General features: G+C 72.1%; 16 protein-coding genes and 1 pseudogene. 9 read left to right on the forward strand and 8 right to left on the reverse strand.

The features are described 5' to 3' along the window. Window positions 1-18: 18 nt before the first annotated feature. The 4 genes from rhaS to ACFV6E_RS35805 all read right to left on the reverse strand — a co-directional run bounded on the left by rhaS (window position 19) and on the right by ACFV6E_RS35805 (window position 4785). Complete coding sequence (rhaS, locus tag ACFV6E_RS35790) at window positions 19-1101, reverse strand: rhamnose ABC transporter substrate-binding protein (RefSeq protein WP_385165587.1); 1083 nt, start codon at window positions 1099-1101, stop codon at window positions 19-21. Between the two features lie 46 nt (window positions 1102-1147). Further along, window positions 1148-2146, reverse strand: coding sequence for an ABC transporter permease (locus tag ACFV6E_RS35795; RefSeq protein ID WP_385165589.1), 999 nt, complete (start codon window positions 2144-2146; stop codon window positions 1148-1150). Then, window positions 2139-3179: an ABC transporter permease gene (locus ACFV6E_RS35800; RefSeq protein ID WP_385165591.1), complete on the reverse strand. Its 1041-nt coding sequence runs from the start codon at window positions 3177-3179 to the stop codon at window positions 2139-2141. Before ACFV6E_RS35800 ends, ACFV6E_RS35795 begins: the two co-directional genes overlap by 8 nt. A 91-nt stretch (window positions 3180-3270) precedes the next feature. Continuing rightward, window positions 3271-4785 (reverse strand): sugar ABC transporter ATP-binding protein, encoded by a 1515-nt coding sequence (locus ACFV6E_RS35805; RefSeq protein WP_385165592.1) that lies wholly within the window; start codon window positions 4783-4785, stop codon window positions 3271-3273. A 308-nt stretch (window positions 4786-5093) separates the two neighbouring features. Between ACFV6E_RS35805 and rhaI the strand changes: the two genes are divergently transcribed. The 7 genes and pseudogenes from rhaI to ACFV6E_RS35840 all read left to right on the forward strand — a co-directional run bounded on the left by rhaI (window position 5094) and on the right by ACFV6E_RS35840 (window position 14069). Further along, window positions 5094-6254 (forward strand): L-rhamnose isomerase, encoded by a 1161-nt coding sequence (gene rhaI, locus ACFV6E_RS35810; RefSeq protein ID WP_385165594.1) that lies wholly within the window; start codon window positions 5094-5096, stop codon window positions 6252-6254. A 116-nt stretch (window positions 6255-6370) separates the two neighbouring features. Beyond that, window positions 6371-8410, forward strand: a complete 2040-nt coding sequence (locus tag ACFV6E_RS35815; protein WP_385165596.1) for a bifunctional aldolase/short-chain dehydrogenase — start codon at window positions 6371-6373, stop codon at window positions 8408-8410. 5 nt (window positions 8411-8415) lie between these two features. Beyond that, complete coding sequence (locus tag ACFV6E_RS35820) at window positions 8416-9867, forward strand: rhamnulokinase family protein (protein ID WP_385165612.1); 1452 nt, start codon at window positions 8416-8418, stop codon at window positions 9865-9867. A gap of 99 nt (window positions 9868-9966) precedes the next feature. Continuing rightward, window positions 9967-10740 carry a (Fe-S)-binding protein gene (locus tag ACFV6E_RS35825; RefSeq protein ID WP_385165598.1) on the forward strand — a complete coding sequence of 258 codons (774 nt, stop codon included), beginning with the start codon at window positions 9967-9969 and terminating at the stop codon, window positions 10738-10740. Then, entirely contained in the window at window positions 10737-12224 is a 1488-nt protein-coding gene (locus tag ACFV6E_RS35830; RefSeq protein WP_385165600.1) for a LutB/LldF family L-lactate oxidation iron-sulfur protein, read from the forward strand. Before ACFV6E_RS35825 ends, ACFV6E_RS35830 begins: the two co-directional genes overlap by 4 nt. A gap of 11 nt (window positions 12225-12235) precedes the next feature. Further along, on the forward strand, window positions 12236-12883 hold the full coding sequence (locus ACFV6E_RS35835; RefSeq protein ID WP_385165614.1) for a lactate utilization protein C: 648 nt from the start codon (window positions 12236-12238) through the stop codon (window positions 12881-12883). Window positions 12884-12905: 22 nt separating this feature from the next. Beyond that, window positions 12906-14069: pseudogene (locus ACFV6E_RS35840) on the forward strand (ABC transporter ATP-binding protein). A gap of 44 nt (window positions 14070-14113) precedes the next feature. Here ACFV6E_RS35840 and ACFV6E_RS35845 read toward each other — a convergent pair. The 4 genes from ACFV6E_RS35845 to ACFV6E_RS35860 all read right to left on the reverse strand — a co-directional run bounded on the left by ACFV6E_RS35845 (window position 14114) and on the right by ACFV6E_RS35860 (window position 17513). Beyond that, window positions 14114-14947 carry a hypothetical protein gene (locus tag ACFV6E_RS35845; protein WP_385177531.1) on the reverse strand — a complete coding sequence of 278 codons (834 nt, stop codon included), beginning with the start codon at window positions 14945-14947 and terminating at the stop codon, window positions 14114-14116. Window positions 14948-15152: 205 nt separating this feature from the next. Then, a complete protein-coding gene (locus tag ACFV6E_RS35850) occupies window positions 15153-16103 on the reverse strand; it encodes an ABC transporter substrate-binding protein (RefSeq protein ID WP_385467396.1) in 951 nt (316 codons plus the stop codon). Beyond that, a complete protein-coding gene (locus tag ACFV6E_RS35855) occupies window positions 16100-16771 on the reverse strand; it encodes an ABC transporter permease (RefSeq protein ID WP_385177527.1) in 672 nt (223 codons plus the stop codon). Before ACFV6E_RS35855 ends, ACFV6E_RS35850 begins: the two co-directional genes overlap by 4 nt. Before the next feature lie 61 nt (window positions 16772-16832). Then, window positions 16833-17513 (reverse strand): ABC transporter permease, encoded by a 681-nt coding sequence (locus ACFV6E_RS35860; protein ID WP_385467399.1) that lies wholly within the window; start codon window positions 17511-17513, stop codon window positions 16833-16835. 189 nt (window positions 17514-17702) lie between these two features. Between ACFV6E_RS35860 and ACFV6E_RS35865 the strand changes: the two genes are divergently transcribed. Further along, a complete protein-coding gene (locus tag ACFV6E_RS35865) occupies window positions 17703-18494 on the forward strand; it encodes an ABC transporter ATP-binding protein (RefSeq protein WP_385467402.1) in 792 nt (263 codons plus the stop codon). A gap of 3 nt (window positions 18495-18497) precedes the next feature. Continuing rightward, entirely contained in the window at window positions 18498-19808 is a 1311-nt protein-coding gene (locus ACFV6E_RS35870) for an FtsX-like permease family protein (protein ID WP_385177521.1), read from the forward strand. The last annotated feature ends 44 nt before the right edge of the window (window positions 19809-19852 follow it).

Genomic DNA, 19852 nt, shown 5'->3' on the forward strand with positions numbered 1-19852 from the left:
TTCCATGACCCGGCGGGCTCAGAAGTCGAAGTCGTCGACGTTCTTCTTGTCGAAGACGGTCGGCTTGCCGAGGTTGATCACGCCGTCCTTGCCGATGGTGTACTCGCCCATGTCACCGGCCTTGAAGGTCTCGCCCTCCTTGCCGGTGATCTGCCCGGAGGACAGCGCGACGGCGGTACGGGCGGCCAGCTCGCCGAGCTTGGCCGGGTCCCACAGCTCGAAGGCGTCGACGGTGCCGTTCTTGACGTACTTGCGCATGTCGTTCGGGGTGCCGAGGCCGGTCAGCTTGACCTTGCCCTTGTACTTGGAGCCGGACAGGTACTGGGCCGCGGCCTTGATGCCGACGGTGGTCGGGGAGATGATCCCGGCCAGCTTCGGGTGCTCCTGGAGCAGGCCCTGGGTCTGCTGGAAGGACTGCTGGGCGTCGTCGTTGCCGTACGCGACCTTCACCAGCTTCATGTTCTTGTACTTGGGATCCTTCAGCTCGTCCTTCATGAAGTCGATCCAGGTGTTCTGGTTCGTCGCGGTCTGCGCGGCGGACAGGATCGCGATCTCGCCCTTGTAGTCGAGCTGTTCGGCGAGGAGCTGCACCTCGGTGCGGCCCAGGTCCTCGGCGGACGCCTGGGAGACGAAGGCGTTGCGGCAGTCGGTCTTGGTGTCGGAGTCGTAGGTGACGACCTTGATGTCGTTCTTCATGGCCTGCTTGAGCGCGGTGCACAGGGCACCCGGGTCCTGCGCGGACACGGCCATCGCGTTCACCTGCTGCTGGGTGAGCGTGTTGACGTAGCTGACCTGCCCGGAGGTGTCGGTGGCGCTGGACGGGCCGACCTCCTTGTAGGTGGAGCCCAGCTCCTTGACGGCCTTCTCGCCGCCCTTGTCGGCGGAGGTGAAGTACGGGTTGTTGACCTGCTTGGGCAGGAAGCCGACCGTCAGGCCCTTCTTGGTGGCGGCGTTCGGGTCGGCCTTGCCGGCCGTCTGGTTGGAGCCGCCCTCGTCCTTGACGTCGTCCTTGGTGGTGCCGCCGCACGCGGTGACGGCCAGGGCGAGGGAGGTGACGGCCGCGAGGGCGGCACAGGTACGGCGGATCGAGCGCTTGCGCATGGTGAAGATCCTTTACGAGGTACGAGGTACGAGGGACGAGGTGCGGTTACGGAGTGGGAGTCGGGGTGGAGGCGGCTCTGCGCCCCGCCCTCGCCACGGAGATCTGGCGGCCGACCCGGGGTCCGAGCACGGAGACGACGAGCAGGACGCCGGTGACGACGATCTGGGACTGTGCGGAGACGTTCAGCAGGCTCATCACGTTCTGGAGCGCGCCGAGCAGGAAGACACCGGCGACGGCGCCGCCGAGGGTGCCCTTGCCGCCGTCGAAGTCGATGCCGCCGAGCAGCACGGCCGCGACGACGGACAGTTCGAGTCCGGTGGCGTTGTCGTAGCGGGCGCTGGCGTAGTGCAGGGCCCAGAAGATGCCGGTGAGCGAGGCCATGAAGCCGGTGGCGACGAAGAGGATCAGCTTCTGCCGCTTGACGCGGATGCCGGCGAACCGGGCGGCCTCCTCGCTGGCGCCGACCGCGAACAGCGACCGGCCGAACGGGGTGGCGTGCAGGACGACGACGGCGACGGCCAGCAGCACCAGGAAGGGCAGCAGCGCCTGCGGAATGAAGGTGTCGCCGATGCGTCCGGAGGCGAAGTCGAGGTACTGGGTGGGGAAGTCGGTGACCGCGTCGGAGCCGAGGACGATCTGCGCGATGCCGCGGTAGGCGGCGAGCGTGCCGATGGTGACGGCCAGCGACGGCAGCCCGAGGCGGGTCACCAGCAGACCGTTGACCAGCCCGCACACCACGCCGAGGAGCAGGCACAGCGGGATGATCGTCTCGATGGTCATGCCCTGGTTCCACAGGGCGCCCATCACCGCGCCGGACAGTCCGGCCGTGGAGGCGACCGACAGGTCGATCTCGCCGGACACCACCAGCAGGGTCATCGGCAGCGCGATCAGCGCGATGGGCAGCGTGTTGCCGATCAGGAAGGACAGGTTGAGCGCGTTGCCGAAGCCGTCCACGAATCCGAAGGAGAACAGCAGGACGACGATCAGGAGGGCACCGACCACCGTGTCCCAGCGGACGGCGCGCGCGAGGGGCGAGTCAGCCATGGCGGGCGTTCCTCTTCTTCAGGGCGGAGGCCACGCGCAGGGCGACGATCCGGTCGACCGCGATGGCGAGGATGAGCAGGACGCCGTTGATGGCGAGCACCCAGACGGAGCTGACGCCGAGGGCGGGCAGCATGCTGTTGACGGAGGTGAGCAGCAGGGCTCCGAGCGCCGCGCCGTAGACGCTGCCGGAGCCGCCGGTGAAGACGACGCCGCCGACCACGACCGCGCTGACGACGGTGAGTTCATAGCCGTTGCCGGTGCTGGAGTCGACGTTGCCGAACCGGGCCAGGTACAGCGCTCCGGCGAGCCCTGCGAGGGCGCCGCAGAAGGTGTACGCGACGAGGATCCGCTTGCGGACCGGGATGCCCGCGAGCCGGGCGGCCTCCGGGTTGGAGCCCAGCGCGTACAGCTCACGGCCGCTGCCGAAGTGCTTGAGGTAGTACGCCGTCGCCACCAGGACCGCGAGCGCGATCAGCGCGAGGTAGGGCACCGCGGAGACGCCGCCGGAGCCGAAGTCGACGAAGCCGTCCGGGAGGTCGGCCGCGGTGATCTGCCGGGAGCCGACCCAGATGGAGTCGATGCCGCGGATGATGTAGAGCGTGCCGAGGGTGACGACCAGCGCGGGCACCTGGCCGAGGCTGACCAGCAGTCCGTTGACCAGGCCCCAGCCGATGCCCAGCAGCACCGCGAGGACGATCGCGACGACGGGGTTGCCGCCGCCCTGGAGGTAGGTGCCGGCCGCGAAGGCGCTGATGCCGAGGGTCGAGCCGACCGACAGGTCCACGTTCCGGGTGATCACGACGAGCGACTGGCCGGTGGCGACGAGCACCAGGATGGTCGCGTTCAGCAGCAGGTCCTTGATCCCCTGCTCGGAGAGGAACTCGCTGTTGCCCGCCTGGGTGACGGCGATCATCACCAGGAAGACGACCAGGATCGCCAGCTCCCGCATCTTGAAGACACGGTCGGCCAGGCGGGTGCCGCTGGACTTGGGCACCTCGGCGACGGGGGCGGGGTTGGGCGCGGTCACCGTCATGCCCCTGCCTTTCTGTTCGCTTCTCCGCCCACGCGGCGCAGAGGCGCGGGCATCGTGTCTGTCTGCGGCTGAGCGGCCGCGCGTGCGTCGCTCACGCGGCCCTCCCGGTGGCTGCGGCCATCACGGTTTCCTCGGTGGCTTCGGAGCGCGGGATCTCGGCGGTGAGGCGGCCCTCGTGCATCACCAGCACGCGGTCGGCCATGCCGAGGATCTCGGGCAGGTCGGAGGAGATCATCAGGACGGCCACGCCGTCCGCGGCCAGCTCGCTGAGCAGCCGGTGCACCTCGGCCTTGGTGCCGACGTCGATGCCGCGGGTCGGCTCGTCGACGATCAGCACCTTGGGTCCGGTGGCGAGCCACTTGGCGAGGACGACCTTCTGCTGGTTGCCGCCGGACAGGGTGGCGACGGTGTCCGCGATGCGCGCGTACTTCACCTGGAGCTTGACGGCCCAGTCGAGCGACCGGCTGCGCTCGGCGCCCCGGTCCATCAGGCCTGCCTTGACGGTCGTACGGAGTCCGGTGAGGCCGATGTTGCGCTCGATGGACATGTCCATCACCAGGCCCTGGGCGCGCCGGTCCTCGGGGACCAGGGCGAGGCCCGCGGCCATGGCCGTGGAGGGGGCGCCGTTGGTGAGGCCCTTGCCGTCGACCTCCACCTCTCCGGCGTCCCAGCGGTCGACGCCGAAGACGGCGCGGGCGACCTCGGTGCGGCCGGCGCCGACGAGCCCGGCGAGGCCGACGATCTCGCCGCGGCGGACGTCGAAGGAGACGTCGGTGAAGACGCCCTCGCGGGTCAGCCGGCGCACGCTGAGGGCGACCTCACCCGCCTCGACGTCCTGCTTGGGGTAGAGCTCCTCGAGGTCGCGGCCGACCATGCGGCGCACCAGGTCGTCCTCGGTCATGCCGTCCAGCGGCTCGCTGGAGATCCAGGCGCCGTCGCGCAGGGTGGTGACCCGCTGGCAGATCTGGAAGATCTCTTCGAGGCGGTGCGAGATGAAGAGGACGGCGGAGCCCTGTTCGCGCAGGGTGCGCACGACGCCGAAGAGCCGGGCGACCTCGCTGCCGGTGAGCGCGGCGGTCGGCTCGTCCATGATCAGGACGCGGGCGTCGAAGGAGAGGGCCTTGGCGATCTCGACGATCTGCTGGTCGGCGATGGACAGGCCGCGGGCCGGGCGGTCGGGGTCCAGCTCCACGCCGAGCCGCTTCATCAGGGCGAGCGTGGCGGCGTGGGTGGCCTTGTGGTCGATACGGCCGAGGGCGCGCCGGGGCTGGCGGCCCATGAAGATGTTCTCGGCGATCGACAGGTCGGGGAAGAGCGTGGGCTCCTGGTAGATCACCGCGATGCCCGCGTCGCGGGCGTCGGCGGGGCCGTGGAAGACTGCTCGCTCGCCGTCCAGCAGCACCGAGCCGGCGTCCGGTCGGTGCACGCCGGCGAGCGTCTTGATCAGGGTCGACTTGCCCGCGCCGTTCTCACCGGCGAGCGCGTGCACCTCGCCGGGGAACAGTTCCAGGGACACGTCCCGCAGGGCGCGTACGGCACCAAAGGACTTCGAGATGTCCCTGAGCGCCAGCACGGGGGCCGGACCCGCGTCGGACCGGTGGGTCATGAGGGCTCCTCAACGGCGCGGGCGAGTCGGCCTCACGACGTCGTGAAAGGTTTCAACTAGGTTGCCGGGACGTTAGGCAGGCGACGCAGGTCACGTCAATGGGTCCGGGCCGAAATTTTCGATCCCTAGAGGTCACGACCGAATCACGGGAAGGAGTCCGCGCGCAGGGGGTTGACAGCCTTCTGCGGGGCTCATAGCTTCGGCTTTCTGAATCGTTTCAGACGACCGGGTCGTTCTGAACCGAGGCAGAACACGTACGAGATCCGTGTGAGAACCGAAGTCGCACCCGAAGTCACAGGAGCCCCGAAGTGACCGAGCTCGCCGCGGTGAAGGCCGCCCTCAAGACCCAGGCAGTAGAGACGCCGTCGTGGGCGTACGGCAACTCGGGAACCCGCTTCAAGGTGTTCGCACAGCCCGGCGTCCCGCGCACGCCCCAGGAGAAACTGGACGACGCCGCGAAGGTCCACGAGTTCACCGGTGCCGCCCCGACCGTCGCCCTGCACATCCCCTGGGACAAGGTCGACGACTACGCCGCCCTCGCCAAGCACGCCGGGGAGCGCGGCGTGAAGCTGGGCGCCGTCAACTCCAACACCTTCCAGGACGACGACTACAAGCTGGGCAGCGTCTGCCACCCCGACGCCGCGGTCCGCCGCAAGGCCGTCGACCACCTCCTGGAGTGCGTCGACATCATGGACGCGACCGGGTCCCGGGACCTGAAGCTGTGGTTCGCCGACGGCACCAACTACCCCGGCCAGGACGACGTCCGCGGCCGGCAGGACCGGCTCGCCGAGTCGCTGGCCGCGGTCTACGAGCGGCTCGGCGACGACCAGCGGATGCTCCTCGAGTACAAGCTCTTCGAGCCCGCCTTCTACACCACCGACGTCCCGGACTGGGGCACCGCGTACGCGCACTGCCTCAAGCTCGGCCCCAAGGCGCAGGTCGTGGTCGACACCGGGCACCACGCGCCGGGCACCAACATCGAGTTCATCGTCGCCACGCTGCTGCGGGAGGGCAAGCTCGGCGGGTTCGACTTCAACTCGCGCTTCTACGCCGACGACGACCTGATGGTGGGCGCCGCCGACCCCTTCCAGCTCTTCCGCATCATGTACGAGGTCGTCCGCGGCGGCGGCCTCGCCTCCGACGTCGCCTTCATGCTCGACCAGTGCCACAACATCGAGGCCAAGATCCCGGCGATCATCCGCTCCGTGATGAACGTGCAGGAGGCCACGGCGAAGGCGCTCCTGGTGGACCGCGAGGCGCTGGCCGCGGCGCAGCGGGCCGGTGACGTGCTCGGCGCGAACGCCGTGCTCATGGACGCGTACAACACGGATGTGCGGCCGCTGCTGCGGGAGGTCCGCGAGGAGTCGGGGCTCGACGGGGACCCGATGGCGGCGTACGCCCGCTCCGGGTGGGCGGAGAAGATCGTCGCGGAGCGCATGGGAGGAGAGCAGGCCGGCTGGGGAGCGTGAGCGTCTGCCACCTCGCGTCTCCCGGCGACTGTCCGCCGTATGCGGCCGGTCGCGCAGTTCCCCGCGCCCCTCAAGGAGCGCTCGTACCCACCCTCCTCTGAAAAGGAACGAAGTTCATGGCACCCCACCCCGAAGCCGCCGCTCTGCTGGCTCGTTCGCATCGGCTCGGAGCGGATCCCCGTAACACCAACTACGCCGGCGGCAACGCGTCCGCGAAGGGGCGGGGAAGTGATCCGGTCACCGGTGGTGACGTCGAGCTGATGTGGGTCAAGGGGTCCGGTGGCGACCTCGGGACCCTGACCGAGGGCGGGCTCGCCGTGCTGCGGCTCGACCGGATGCGCGCGCTGACCGAGGTGTACCCGGGCGTGGAGCGCGAGGACGAGATGGTCGCCGCGTTCGACTACTGCCTGCACGGCAAGGGTGGTGCCGCGCCGTCGATCGACACCGCCATGCACGGGCTCGTCGACGCCGCGCACGTCGACCACCTCCACCCGGACTCCGGGATCGCCCTTGCCTGCGCGGCCGACGGCGAGAAGCTGACCGCCGAGTGTTTCGGGGACAGCGTGGTGTGGGTGCCCTGGCGGCGGCCCGGATTCCAGCTCGGTCTGGACATCGCCGCCGTGAAGGAGGCCAACCCGCAGGCGATCGGCTGCATCCTGGGCGGGCACGGCATCACCGCCTGGGGCGACACCTCCGAGGAGTGCGAGCGCAACTCGCTGCACATCATCCGTACCGCCGAGAAGTTCCTTCAGGAGCGGGGGAAGGCCGAGCCGTTCGGGCCCGTCATCGAGGGGTACGGCGCGCTGCCCGAGGGCGAGCGGCGGGAGCGGGCCGCCGCGCTCGCGCCGTACGTGCGGGCCCTCGCCTCGCAGGACCGGCCGCAGGTCGGGCACTTCACCGACTCCGGCGTGGTGCTCGACTTCCTCGCCGCCGCCGAGCACCCGCGGCTCGCGGCCCTCGGTACTTCCTGCCCCGACCACTTCCTGCGGACCAAGGTGCGTCCGCTGGTCCTGGACCTGCCGCCCACCACGCCCGTGGACGAGGCCGTCGCGCGGCTCAAGGAGTTGCACGCCGAGTACCGCACCGAGTACGCCGCCTACTACGAGCGGCACGCCGACGCCGACTCCCCCGCGATGCGCGGCGCGGACCCGGCGATCGTGCTGGTCCCGGGCGTCGGCATGTTCTCCTTCGGCAAGGACAAGCAGACCGCGCGCGTGGCCGGTGAGTTCTACGTCAACGCGATCAACGTGATGCGCGGCGCCGAGGCGGTGTCGGCGTACGCGCCGATCGAGGAGTCGGAGAAGTTCCGCATCGAGTACTGGGCGCTGGAAGAGGCCAAGCTCCAGCGGATGCCGAAGCCGAAGCCGCTCGCGACGCGGGTGGCGCTGGTGACGGGGGCCGGGAGCGGGATCGGGAAGGCCATCGCGCACCGGCTCGTCGCCGAGGGCGCGTGTGTCGTCGTCGCGGATCTCGACGCCGAGAACGCCGCCGCCGTGGCCGAGGAGCTGGGCGGGGCGGACAAGGCCGTCGCCGTGCGTGTGGACGTGACGGACGAGGAGCAGATCGCCGCGGCCTTCAAGGCCGCCGTGCTCGCCTTCGGCGGGGTCGACCTGGTCGTCAACAACGCCGGTATCTCCATCTCCAAGCCGCTGCTCGAAACCACCGCCAAGGACTGGGACCTCCAGCACGACATCATGGCGCGCGGCTCCTTCCTCGTCTCGCGCGAGGCGGCCCGGGTGATGATCGCGCAGGGCCTCGGCGGCGACGTCGTCTACATCGCCTCCAAGAACGCGGTCTTCGCCGGACCGAACAACATCGCCTACTCCGCCACCAAGGCCGACCAGGCACACCAAGTCCGGCTGCTGGCGGCCGAGTTGGGTGAGCACGGCATCCGCGTCAACGGGGTCAACCCGGACGGTGTGGTGCGCGGCTCGGGGATCTTCGCGGGCGGCTGGGGCGCCAAGCGCGCCGCCGTGTACGGGGTGGAGGAGGAGAAGCTCGGCGAGTTCTACGCCCAGCGGACCATCCTCAAGCGCGAGGTGCTGCCCGAGCACGTCGCGAACGCCGTGTTCGCGCTGACGGGCGGGGACCTGACGCACACCACGGGGCTGCACGTCCCGGTCGACGCCGGCGTGGCCGCCGCCTTCCTGCGGTGACCGCTGTGCACACGTACGCCGCGGTCGACCTCGGCGCGTCCAGCGGGCGCGTCATGGTCGGCCGCGTGGGCCCCGGCTCGCTGGAGCTGACCGAGGCGCACCGCTTCGCCAACCGGCCGGTCCGCACCCCTGACGGCCTGCGCTGGGACATCCTCGCGCTGTACGCGGGCGTCCTGGACGGGCTGCGGGCGGCCGGGGCCCGCTCCGGCGGGCGGCTCGACTCCGCCGGCATCGACAGCTGGGCCGTGGACTACGGGCTGCTCGACGCCGACGGCGCTCTGCTCGGCAACCCGGTGCACTACCGCGACGCCCGCACCGAGGGCGTCGCGGAGCAGGTGTGGCAGACGGTGCCCGCCGCCGACCTGTACGCGGCGACCGGGCTCCAGTACGCGCCCTTCAACACGCTGTACCAGCTCGTCGCGGCCCGCCCTTCCGCCCAACTGGCGCACGCGGAGCGGCTGTTGCTGATACCCGACCTGCTGACGTACTGGCTGACGGGCGAGGCGGGCACCGAGCTGACCAATGCCTCCACCACCCAGCTCATCGATCCGCGGACCGGGGACTGGGCGCGGGAGGTCGCGGACCGGCTCGGTGTCGACCTGAAGCTGTTCGCGCCGCTTCGCCGCCCCGGCGATCCGGCGGGCGTGCTGCGCCCGCACGTCCTGGAGGAGACCGGACTGACCGGTCCCGTCCCGGTGACGACCGTCGGCTCGCACGACACCGCCTCCGCGGTCGCCGCCGTACCGGCCGCCGGTGAGAACTTCGCCTACATCTGCACCGGCACCTGGTCGCTCGCCGGTCTCGAACTGACGGCGCCGGTGCTGAGCGAGGCGAGCCGGGCCGCCAACTTCACCAACGAGCTGGGCCTGGACGGCACGGTCCGCTATCTGCGCAACATCATGGGCCTGTGGCTGCTCCAGGAGTGCGTACGGGAATGGGGCGACCCCGACCTGGCCGTACTGCTGCGGGAGGCCGCCGAGGCGCCGTCGCTGCGCTCGGTGGTGGACGCGGGGGACGCCGCGTTCCTCGCGCCGGGCCGGATGCCCGAGCGGATCACGGCGGCGTGCCGGGAGTCGGGTCAGCCCGAGCCGCGCTCGCGCGGCGAGATCACCCGCTGCATCCTCGACTCGCTCGCCCTCGCCCACCGCCGGGCGGTCGCCGAGGCGCAGGAGCTCGCCGACCATCCGGTGGACGTGGTGCACATCGTCGGCGGCGGCGCCCGCAACGAGCTGCTGTGCCGGCTCACCGCCGACGCCTGCGGACTGCCGGTGGTGGCGGGCCCGTCCGAGGCCGCCGCGCTCGGCAACGTACTCGTCCAGGCCCGTGCCCAGGGCGTGGTGGGCGACCGCGCGGAGCTGCGCGCACTGCTCGCGGACACCCAGCCGCTCAAGCGGTACGAGCCCGGCGGCGACCCGGCCGCCTGGCTCGCGGCGGAGCGCCGGCTCGCCGGCCGGTGAGCCGAGCGCCGACTCACCGGCCGGTGAGCGGGACCTCCCCGGCCCCGCGCCCGCCGCGTAACCTGCACCCCATCCGATGATCGACCCCGAGGAGCCGCGATGCGTGTCGCTCTGTTCCTGACCTGTGTCAACGACACGCTCTATCCGGACACCGGCCGCGCCACGGTGAAGCTGCTGAACCGCCTGGGGGTCGACGTCGACTTCCCGATGGGCCAGACCTGCTGCGGGCAGGCCCACTACAACACCGGGTACCGGCACGAGGCCGAGCCGCTGGCCCGGCACTTCTCGGAGGTCTTCGCCGGGTACGAGGCGATCGTGACGCCGTCCGGCTCGTGCGGCGCGATGGTGCGGGAGCTGTACCCGCGGATGGGCGAGCGGGCGCGGGCCGAGGGCCGCGGGGGTTCCCTCGCGGCCACCCTCGCGCCGGTGGTGCCGAAGACGTACGAGCTGACCGAGTTCCTGGTCGACGTGCTCGGGGTGACGGACGTCGGCGCGTACTTCCCGCACACGGTGACGTACCACCCGACCTGCCACGGGTTGCGCAGCCTCGGGCTCGGGGACCGGCCGCGGCGGCTGCTGGAGGCGGTGAAGGGGCTCGAACTGCGGGAGCTGCCGGGCGCGGAGGAGTGCTGCGGCTTCGGCGGCACGTTCGCGGTGAAGAACGCGGACGTGTCGACGGCGATGGGCACCGACAAGGTGCGCAACGCCGAGTCGACGGGGGCCGAGGTGCTGTGCGCCGCGGACAACTCCTGCCTGATGCACATCGGCGGCACGATGACCCGCCTGGAGACGGAGATGCGGCCGGTGCACATCGCGGAGATCCTGGCGAGTACGGAGGACCAGCCCCTGGTCGGAACGGAGCGCCGGGCATGAGCGGGACCTTCGTCGGGATGCCGGCCTTTCCGAAGGCCGCGCACGACGCCGTCCGTGACACGACGCTGCGCGGCAATCTGAAACACGCCACCCACACCATCCGCGCCAAGCGCGCCAAGGCGGTCGCCGAGGTGTCCGACTGGGCGGAGCTGCGCGAGGCGGGCAAGCAGATCAAGGACCACACGCTGCGCCATCTCGACCGCTATCTGGTCCAGTTGGAGGAGGCGGTCACGGCGGCCGGGGGCACCGTGCACTGGGCCGCCGACGCCGACGAGGCCAACCGGATCGTCGCGGACCTGGTGAAGGCGACCGGCGAGAGCGAGGTCGTCAAGGTCAAGTCGATGGCGACCCAGGAGATCGGACTCAACGAGGCCCTGGAGGCCGAGGGCATCCACGCCTACGAGACCGACCTCGCCGAACTCATCGTGCAGCTCGGCAAGGACCGCCCCTCGCACATCCTGGTCCCCGCCATCCACCGCAACCGCGGCGAGATCCGGGACATTTTCGCCCGCGAGATGGGCGAGTGGGGCCGCCCGGCCCCGGAGGGCCTGACCGACACGCCCGCCGAGCTCGCCGAGGCGGCCCGGCTGCACCTGCGGGAGAAGTTCCTGCGGGCCAGGGTCGGCATCTCCGGCGCCAACTTCATGGTCGCGGAGACCGGCACCCTGGTGGTCGTGGAGTCCGAGGGCAACGGGCGGATGTGCCTGACCCTGCCCGAGACGCTGATCTCGGTCGTCGGCATCGAGAAGACCGTGCCGACCTGGCGGGACCTGGAGGTGTTCCTCCAGACCCTCCCCCGCTCCTCGACGGCCGAGCGGATGAACCCGTACACGTCGATGTGGACGGGCACCACGGACGGCGACGGTCCCCGGACCTTCCATCTGGTCCTCCTGGACAACGGGCGGACCGACACGCTCGCCGACGAGGTCGGGCGCCAGGCGCTGCGCTGCATCCGCTGCTCGGCCTGCCTCAACGTCTGCCCGGTGTACGAGCGGGCGGGCGGCCACGCGTACGGCTCGGTCTACCCGGGCCCGATCGGCGCCATCCTCAGCCCCCAACTGCGCGGTACGCAGAGCGAGATCGACGCCTCACTGCCGTACGCCTCCTCGCTGTGCGGCGCCTGCTACGAGGTCTGCCCGGTGGCCATCGACATCCCGGAAGTACTGGTGCACTTGCGGGAGCGGGTCGCCGAGGGCGGTGTGGTGACGCGGGACGGCGGCAAGGTGCTGCTGAAGCCCGCGAAGGGGCATGCCGCCGAGCGGGCGGCGATGCGGGCGGCGCGCTGGGCCTTCGGGCGTCCGGGCGCGCTGCGCGCCGGGCAGCGGCTCGCCTCCCGCTCGCGCCGCTTCCATCCGCGGACCCTGCCGGGTCCGGGACGGGCCTGGAGCGCGTCCCGTGACCTGCCCGCCGTGCCCGCGGAACCCTTCCGCGACTGGTGGCAGCGCACATACGGCGGCAACGGCGCGAAGGGGGCCGGCAAGTGAGCGGCACGGACATGAACGGCAGGGACGTGATCCTGGGCCGGGTGCGGCGCGCCCTGGCCGGTACGCAGCGGGACGAGGAGCCGTACGAGCGGGCGGTCGAGCGCGGCTATCTGCGTGAGCACGGTGCGCGGAGCGTCGCGGAGACGGTCGATCTGCTCGCCGGGAACCTGGCGGACTACCGGGCGCTCGTGCACCGCTGCACGGCCGGGGAGCTGCCGGGCCTGCTGGCGCGGCTGCTGGCCGAGCGGGGCTCGCGCGGCGTCCTCGCCCCGCCGGGACTGCCGCCGCACTGGCTCGCGGCGGTCGGCACGGACCGCGTCGAGGACGATCCGGAAAGCACCCCGCACCAGCTCGACGAGGTGGACAGCGTGGTGACGGGCTGCGCGGTGGCGATCGCGGAGACCGGCACCATCGTCCTGGACGGTTCCCCCGACCAGGGCCGCCGCCGCGTCACGCTGGTGCCCGACCACCACGTCTGCGTCGTACGGGTGCCGGAGCAGGTGGTCTCCGCCGTCCCGCAGGCCCTCGGACGCCTCGACCCGGCGCGGCCGCTGACCTGGATCTCCGGACCGTCCGCGACCAGTGACATCGAGCTGGACCGGGTGGAGGGGGTGCACGGTCCGCGCACCCTGGAAGTCGTCCTGGTGAGCGGGGACTGACCGGCGCGGTCAGCGTGTGGTCATGATCCGGTTCGAGCAGGTCACGAAGCGGTACCCGGACGGCACGACCGCCGTGGACGGCCTCTCCTTCGAGGTCGCCGAGGGCGAACTCGTCACCCTCGTCGGACCGTCCGGCTGCGGCAAGACGACGACCATGATGATGGTGAACCGGCTCATCGAACCGACGTCCGGCCGGATCCTCGTGGACGGCGAGGACATCGCGGCGGTCGACCCGGTACGGCTGCGGCGGCGGATCGGTTACGTCATCCAGCAGGTGGGCCTGTTCCCGCACCGGACGGTGCTCGACAACACGGCGACGGTGCCCTCGCTCGTCGGCTGGAAGCGGGCGAAGGCACGGGCGCGCGCCGCGGAACTCCTCGACCTGGTCGGCCTCGAGCCGTCGGTGTACGGCGACCGCTACCCCGAGCAGCTCTCCGGCGGCCAGCGGCAACGGGTGGGCGTGGCCCGCGCGCTGGCCGCCGACCCGCCGGTGCTGCTCATGGACGAGCCGTTCGGAGCCGTCGACCCGGTGGTCCGCGAGCACCTCCAGAACGAGTTCCTGCGCCTCCAGCAGTCCGTCCGCAAGACCGTGCTCTTCGTCACCCACGACATCGAGGAGGCGGTACGCCTCGGCGACCGCATCGCCGTCTACGGCGCCGGGCGCATCGAGCAGTTCGACACGCCGGGCGCCGTGCTGGGCGCGCCCGCCACGCCGTACGTGGCCGGGTTCGTGGGCGCGGACCGGGGCCTGTAGCGGCTCTCGGTCACCGAGATCCAGGCCGACGACCTGGAAGAACCGCCCGTCGCCCGGCTCGGCGAACCCGCCGCGCGGGCCGCGGCCCGGCTGCGCGCGGAGGGCGCCCGCTGGGCCGTGGTCCTGGACGCCGGGGGCGATCTGCACGGCTGGGTCGGCGTCGACGAGGTCGATCGCGCCGGGGCCGGGGGCACCGTCGGCGACCTCGTCCACCGGATGAACGCGTGGGTCCCGGTGGGCGCGCCGCTGAAGCAGGCGTTCGGCGTCATGCTCCAGCACGACGCGGGCTGGGTGGCGGTCCTCGACGACACCCGCTTTCTCGGCGTCCTCACCCCGTCGAGACTCCACGAGTCCCTCCGCCGCTCCGTGGACGCGGACGCCCGCGGAGTCCCACGCGACCAGGTCCCCTTCGACTCGGTGTCGGACGCGTGAGCGCCCGGGGCGCGGCGCGCGAGCGGGCCGGCGCGCCCGTCGCCTCAGTGTGGCTTCGGCCCCGGTTTCGAGGTGGCGTCGCGGCCCAGTAAGCCGTACGCCCAGCGTTCGTTGAAGCCCGCTACGAAGCCGACGGCGCACCAGAAGCCCCAGAACTTCGTGCCCTTGTCCGCGCTGCCTTCCCGGCCGGCCGCCGGGCAGATGTCGGCGGGGTTGTCGGGCAGGTCGACCAGGGTGACGAAGTCCGACGTGAGCAGGAAGTACACCGCGAGCGCCAGGATCCAGCCGACGAAGACGCGGTAGACGCCCTCGCGGAGCATGCTGCTGGACATCTGGGCGGGCGCGACGACGCCCTCGTGGCCGTTGGTCCGGCGGCGGGACAGCTCGTCGCCGCTGTTGCGCAGCCGCACCAGGACGCTGAGCACCGCGCCGAAGGCGCCGACGCCGCCGCAGACGAACGCGCCCATCAGGCTCCACCGGTCGGTGCAGCTGAGCGTGGCGCCCGAGATGCCGTGCAGCAGCCGTTCGCCCCACAGCAGGGGCACGCTCAGCAGCAGCATGCTGATCAGCGTGCCCAGGCCGAGCCCCAGGTTGAGCCCGCGGCTGACGGCCACCGCCCGGTCCTGCCCGAGCCTGGCCTTCAGGCCGATGATCTCCTGGTCCAGGTACTCGGCCACGTACGGGTTGGCCGGCGCGTCGCCCAGCCGCGGATCGCCCAGCACACTGCGCAGCACGCACTGCAGGGTGACCCGCAGCGAGTCCCTGGTCCGGGCCTCGAACGCGCGCTGCGAGGCACCGAAGAGCACCTGCAACTGCACCTGCTGTTCCGGATAGGTGTCGCCGAGCTGCGCGTAGGCCCGTTCGGCCCCGCGCGGCACGAGGTCGACGAGTCCTTCCGGTTCCCGTTCCGCGCCCGCCCCGTCCGGCGCTCCGCGTCCCCGCCGGCCCCTCACATTCGGTTTCCGCCACCACCTCGGGTGGCGCTTTCCCCCGTTTTCCCCCATGGGACAGGTGTACCGAACGCACGCCGGGGCCGAGAACCCGAAGGCCCGCACCAGTACCGTAATGACGGTCACAGAGGTGTCACTTCAGCAGTCCCTTGTCCTTCAGGTAGCGGCGGGCCACGTCCCGCGGCAGCCGGCGCCAGCTGTCGACCTGCTCGTTCATCGACGCCAGGTCGGCGGTGGTGAGCACCTCGTTGAGCCTGTTCAGGGCCTTGGCGGCGCGGCCCCCGCCGGCCCGGGAGCGGTTGACGACGGGGACCAGGTGATCGGCGTTCTGCACATGCCTGTCGTCGGTGAGCAGGACGAGCCCGAAGTCGTCCAGGGTCGCGTCCGTCGTCGTGGTCAGCACGAGCTGGTCCCGGCCGTCCTGCACGGCGCGCTTGGCCTGGGTGGTGCCCACACCCTTGGGGTCCACGGCGGTCACGTCGATGCCGTAGGTCTTCTTCAGGCCCGGTGCGCAGTACGGCCGCCGCACGCATTCGTCGCCCGCCGCGAGCCGTACCGCCGGCCCGGACGCGCCGAGGTCGCCGAGCGTCTTCAGCCGGTGCCGCCGCGCGAAGTCGCGGGTCACGGCGAAGGCGTTCTGGTCGACGGCCCGGCCGGGTCGGAGGACGGTGAGCCCGCGGGGCGCGGCCAGCCTCCGCAGGGCGGTCATCGTGGTGCCGAGGTCGGGCGAGCCGACGGCGGGCGCGTCGGCGCCGTGGGTCTTGGCGTTCAGCCAGTCGGCGAAGGTCGCCGCGTACTCCGCCACGACGTCGATCTGACCGGCCTCCAGGGCGGGTTCGTACAGCTCGCGGTTGGCGACGGTGAGCAGGGAGGTGCGGTAGCCGGCCCGGTCCAGGAGCAGGGCGTACATCTGGGCCAGCAGGTCGCTCTCGGTGAATCCGGCGGAGCCGACGGTCAGCCGGCTGCTGTCGCCGGGCGACGCGGTGACCTCGCCGCGGTTCTCCAGGGAGGGGCCGGTGGCGCATCCCGCGAGCAGGGGTACGCCCGTCAGGACGCAGACGGCTGGTCTGCCGCGCCGCTTCACCGGGCGCCCCTGGTCCAGTGCGGCGCGAGGCGTTCCACGAGCGCGAACAGTCCCTCGACGAGCAGGGCGAAGACGGCGACGAGGACGGCCCCGGCAACGACCTGCGGGGTGCTCGCCAGGTTGAACCCGGCGGTGATGATCCGGCCGAGTCCGCCGCCGCCCGCCAGCGCCGCGATGGTGGCGGTGGCGACGAGCTGGACGGCCGCGATCCGTACCCCGTTCATCACCAGGGGCAGCGCGAGGGGCAGTTCGACCCGCAGCAGCATCTGCCGGCCCGTCATCCCCATACCGCGCGCGGCCCGCACCACATCGCGGTCGACCTCGCGCATGCCGACGTAGGCGTTGGTGAGCAGCGGCGGTACGGCGAACAGCACCAGGGCGACGACCGTGGGGCCCTCGCCGTACCGGCCGAGCGGGGTGAGCAGCAGCAGGACGAGGACGGCGAAGGTGGGGACGGCCCGGCCGGTGTTGGCGAGGTTGACGGCGAGCGCGCCGCCCCTGCCGAGGTGGCCGAGGACGAGCGCCACCGGGAGGGCGATCAGACAGCTCACGGCCAGGCAGACGGCGGTCAGCAGCAGGTGCTGGACGAGCCGGTGCCCGATGCCGTCGTCGCCCGCCCAGTGCGCGGCGTCGGTGAGCCACCGCCAGGAGTCGCCGAGGGTCTTCACGCTCCGCCTCCCCCGCTCGCCGCACGCGCCGCGCCGCACCCGCTCCCGTTCCCGCGCCCGCTCACCGGCGGGCCGCCCGGATCCACGGCGTGATCCACCACTGCACCCCGAGCAGCAGCAGGTCGGCGGCGACGGCGATGACCACGCACAGCACGGACGCGGTGAGGACCTGGGCCTTGAAGTAGGTGTTCATACCCGCGTAGATGAGGTTGCCGAGCCCGCCGAAGCCGACGATCGCGCCGACCGTCGCCAGGGACACCGCCGAGACCGTGGCGATCCGCAGCCCTGCCATGGCGGCGGGCAGGGCGAGCGGCAGTTCGACGGCGAGCAGCAGGCGGACGGGGCCGTAGCCGAGGCCCCGGGCCGCCTGCCGGGTCTCCTCGGGCACCGCGCGCAGGCCCGCGAGGATGTTGCGGACCAGCAGGGTCAGCGAGTACAGGACGAGTCCGGCGACGACCAGGGCGGCCGACAGCCCGTACAGGGGCAGCAGCAGCGAGAACATCGCGAGGGACGGGATCGTGTAGAGGACCGTGGTCAGCGCGAGGACCGGGCCCGCGGCCCAGCGCAGCCGGCGGGCGAGGACGGCCAGCGGGAGGGCGATCGCGAGGCCGATGAGCACCGAGACGGCGGTCAGCTGGAGGTGCTGGACGGTCGCGTCGAGGAGGATGTGCCGGCGGCTGGAGAGGTAGGCGCCGCAGATCCACTCGTTGCGCGCGAGGCAGTCGTCCGGGGGCGCGGTCACCCGTCCATTGCACCGGACCCGCGCTCCGGTCCGCGCGTTCAGCTCGCCCGTACGGGCGGGCTTCCGGCCCGGGGGTGGCGTTGAGTACACCCCCCGATACGGGTTCTGCGCCCCGTGTGGTGCGTGCGCCGGCTCCGTAGTTTCGACGGTGAGGCAGGCGCAGGGCGTGCCGGACGGGGAGTGATGACGATGACGGTGCTTCGCCGGAGCGCGCGGTCCGCGCAGCGCACCGGGCCTTCGCGGGAGGCCCTGCGGCTGGTGAAGGTCAGCAAGACCTACGGGAGCGGCGACGGTGCCGTGACCGCTCTGGACGGGGTGTCGCTCAGTCTGGCGCGGGGCACCTTCACGGCGGTCATGGGGCCGTCCGGGTCAGGCAAGTCCACGCTGTTGCAGTGCGCGGCGGGGCTCGACCGGCCCGACGGCGGGATCGTGACGGTGGACGGGGCGGAGATGACGGGCGGCACCGAGACGGAGCTGACGAAGTTCCGCCGCCGCCGGATCGGTTTCGTCTTCCAGCAGTACAACCTCCTGGACACGCTGACGGTGGCGCAGAACACGGTGCTGCCGCTGCGGCTCGCCGGGCGGCGCGTGGACGGGCGGCGGGCGCAGGAGGTGTTGACGGCGGTAGGGCTCGGCGACCGCCTCGGCCACCGTCCCGACCAGTTGTCAGGAGGGCAACGGCAGCGGGTGGCGATCGCCCGGGCCCTGGTCACCGAGCCCGCCGTGATCTTCGCGGACGAGCCGACCGGCGCCCTCGACACCCGCAGCGCGCGGGACGTGCTGCGGCTGCTCCGGGAGACGGTACGGGCGCACGGGCGGACCGTGGTGATGGTGACGCACGATCCAGTGGCCGCGTCGTACGCCGACTCGGTGCTGTTCCTGGCCGACGGCCGGCTCGCGGGCGAGCTGCCCGCGCCGACGGTGGACGCGGTCGCCGAGCGCCTGGCGCACCTGGGCGACGACGTGCGAACGGCGGTGTGAGCGATGTTCTCGCTGGCTGTACGGTCCGTGCGGCAGCGCCCCGGGCGCTTCGTCGCGACGCTGCTGTCCGCCTTCCTGGGCGCGGCGATCGTCATGACCTTCAACTCGATGCACGACACGGCGGGACAGCCGGGCGTCGACTCCGTCAGCGCTCAGTCGCTGACCCTGTCGGCGAACGTCGTCGGCGGTTACGGGACCCTGCTGGTGTTCTTCGCCGTCGCCTCGACGCTGACGGTGAACGTCCGTCAGCGCGCCGCCGAGATGGAGCTCTTGCGCTGCTCGGGGGCGACGCCCGCGCAGCTCGGCCGGATGGTGGTGGGCGAGTCGGTGGCGGTGGCGCTGCTCGGCGTGGTGGCGGCCGTGGGGCCCGCGGTGCTCGGCGGGCGGGCCCTGCTCGGCCTCTTCCAGGACAGCGGCCAGGTCGCCCGCTCGGTGGACTACTCCTTCGGGCCCGTCGCCCTGCTGTCCGGGCTGGCGGTCACCCTCGTCGCGTCGGCCGGTGCCGCGTTCCTCGCCGTGCGGCGCGCGACCCGCGGCCGGCGCCCGGCGGGCCGGCTGCGCCGGTACGGGGCGTACGCCGCGCTGATCGCCGGTGCGGTGTCCGTCTGCTCGACGTTCGGCCTCTCCGCCACCGACTCGGCGCTGATGGCGCCGGCCGCGTACGGGGCGATCGTGCTCTCGGCGGGGTTCGCGCTGCTCGCGCCGCGGCTGCTGCCGGCGGTCCTGAAGCGGCTGCCGCTGACGGGCGCGAGCGGCTGGCTGGCCGTGCGGACGATGCGCCAGGGGTCCGAGCGCCTGGCCGGGGTGCTGATGCCGCTGATCATGTTCACCGGTACGGCGGTCGCCACGCTGTACATGCAGGGCGTGGAAAGCGACGCGGTCGAGGCGTCCGGCCTCACCAAGTCGGTCGGGGACAAGAACCTGGAGACACTGAACTTCACGGTCGTCGGGATCATCGTCGCCTTCTGCTGCATCATGCTGGTCAATTCGCTGTACTCGGCGACCGTCTTCCGCACGGGCGAGTTCGGGCGGCAGCGCCTGACCGGGGCGACGCCGGGCCAGGTGCTCCGGACGGTCGGCGTCGAGGGCCTGCTCCTGACCGTGACCGGTGTCTTCTTCGGGACGGTGGCGGGGCTCGCCGGGATCGTGCCCTTCACCGTGGTCCGCGCCGACTCCGTACTGCCCGGCCAGGGCCTCGGGATCTGGCTGGCGACCGTCGCGGTCGCCGCGGCGGCGACGCTCGGCACCGGACTGCTCACCGCCTGGCGGACCCTGCGGACCCCGGCGGTGGCGGCGGTCCGGCTCGCGGCCTGAGCCGACGGGCCGCGCGTCCGGCACTGGCAGGGGCGGCTCCGGGC

Source organism: Streptomyces sp. NPDC059785 (genome assembly GCF_042732375.1).
In the GTDB taxonomy this organism is placed as follows: Bacteria; Actinomycetota; Actinomycetes; order Streptomycetales; family Streptomycetaceae; genus Streptomyces.

Bases quoted from the DNA above. Each gene is read 5' to 3' on its own strand.
- rhaS (WP_385165587.1), bottom strand. From the start codon at position 1,101: ATGCGCAAGCGCTCGATCCGCCGTACCTGTGCCGCCCTCGCGGCCGTC.
- ACFV6E_RS35795 (WP_385165589.1), bottom strand. From the start codon at position 2,146: ATGGCTGACTCGCCCCTCGCGCGCGCCGTCCGCTGGGACACGGTGGTC.
- ACFV6E_RS35800 (WP_385165591.1), bottom strand. From the start codon at position 3,179: ATGACGGTGACCGCGCCCAACCCCGCCCCCGTCGCCGAGGTGCCCAAG.
- ACFV6E_RS35805 (WP_385165592.1), bottom strand. From the start codon at position 4,785: ATGACCCACCGGTCCGACGCGGGTCCGGCCCCCGTGCTGGCGCTCAGG.
- ACFV6E_RS35815 (WP_385165596.1), top strand. From the start codon at position 6,371: ATGGCACCCCACCCCGAAGCCGCCGCTCTGCTGGCTCGTTCGCATCGG.
- ACFV6E_RS35825 (WP_385165598.1), top strand. From the start codon at position 9,967: ATGCGTGTCGCTCTGTTCCTGACCTGTGTCAACGACACGCTCTATCCG.
- ACFV6E_RS35830 (WP_385165600.1), top strand. From the start codon at position 10,737: ATGAGCGGGACCTTCGTCGGGATGCCGGCCTTTCCGAAGGCCGCGCAC.
- ACFV6E_RS35835 (WP_385165614.1), top strand. From the start codon at position 12,236: ATGAACGGCAGGGACGTGATCCTGGGCCGGGTGCGGCGCGCCCTGGCC.
- ACFV6E_RS35865 (WP_385467402.1), top strand. From the start codon at position 17,703: ATGACGGTGCTTCGCCGGAGCGCGCGGTCCGCGCAGCGCACCGGGCCT.
- ACFV6E_RS35870 (WP_385177521.1), top strand. From the start codon at position 18,498: ATGTTCTCGCTGGCTGTACGGTCCGTGCGGCAGCGCCCCGGGCGCTTC.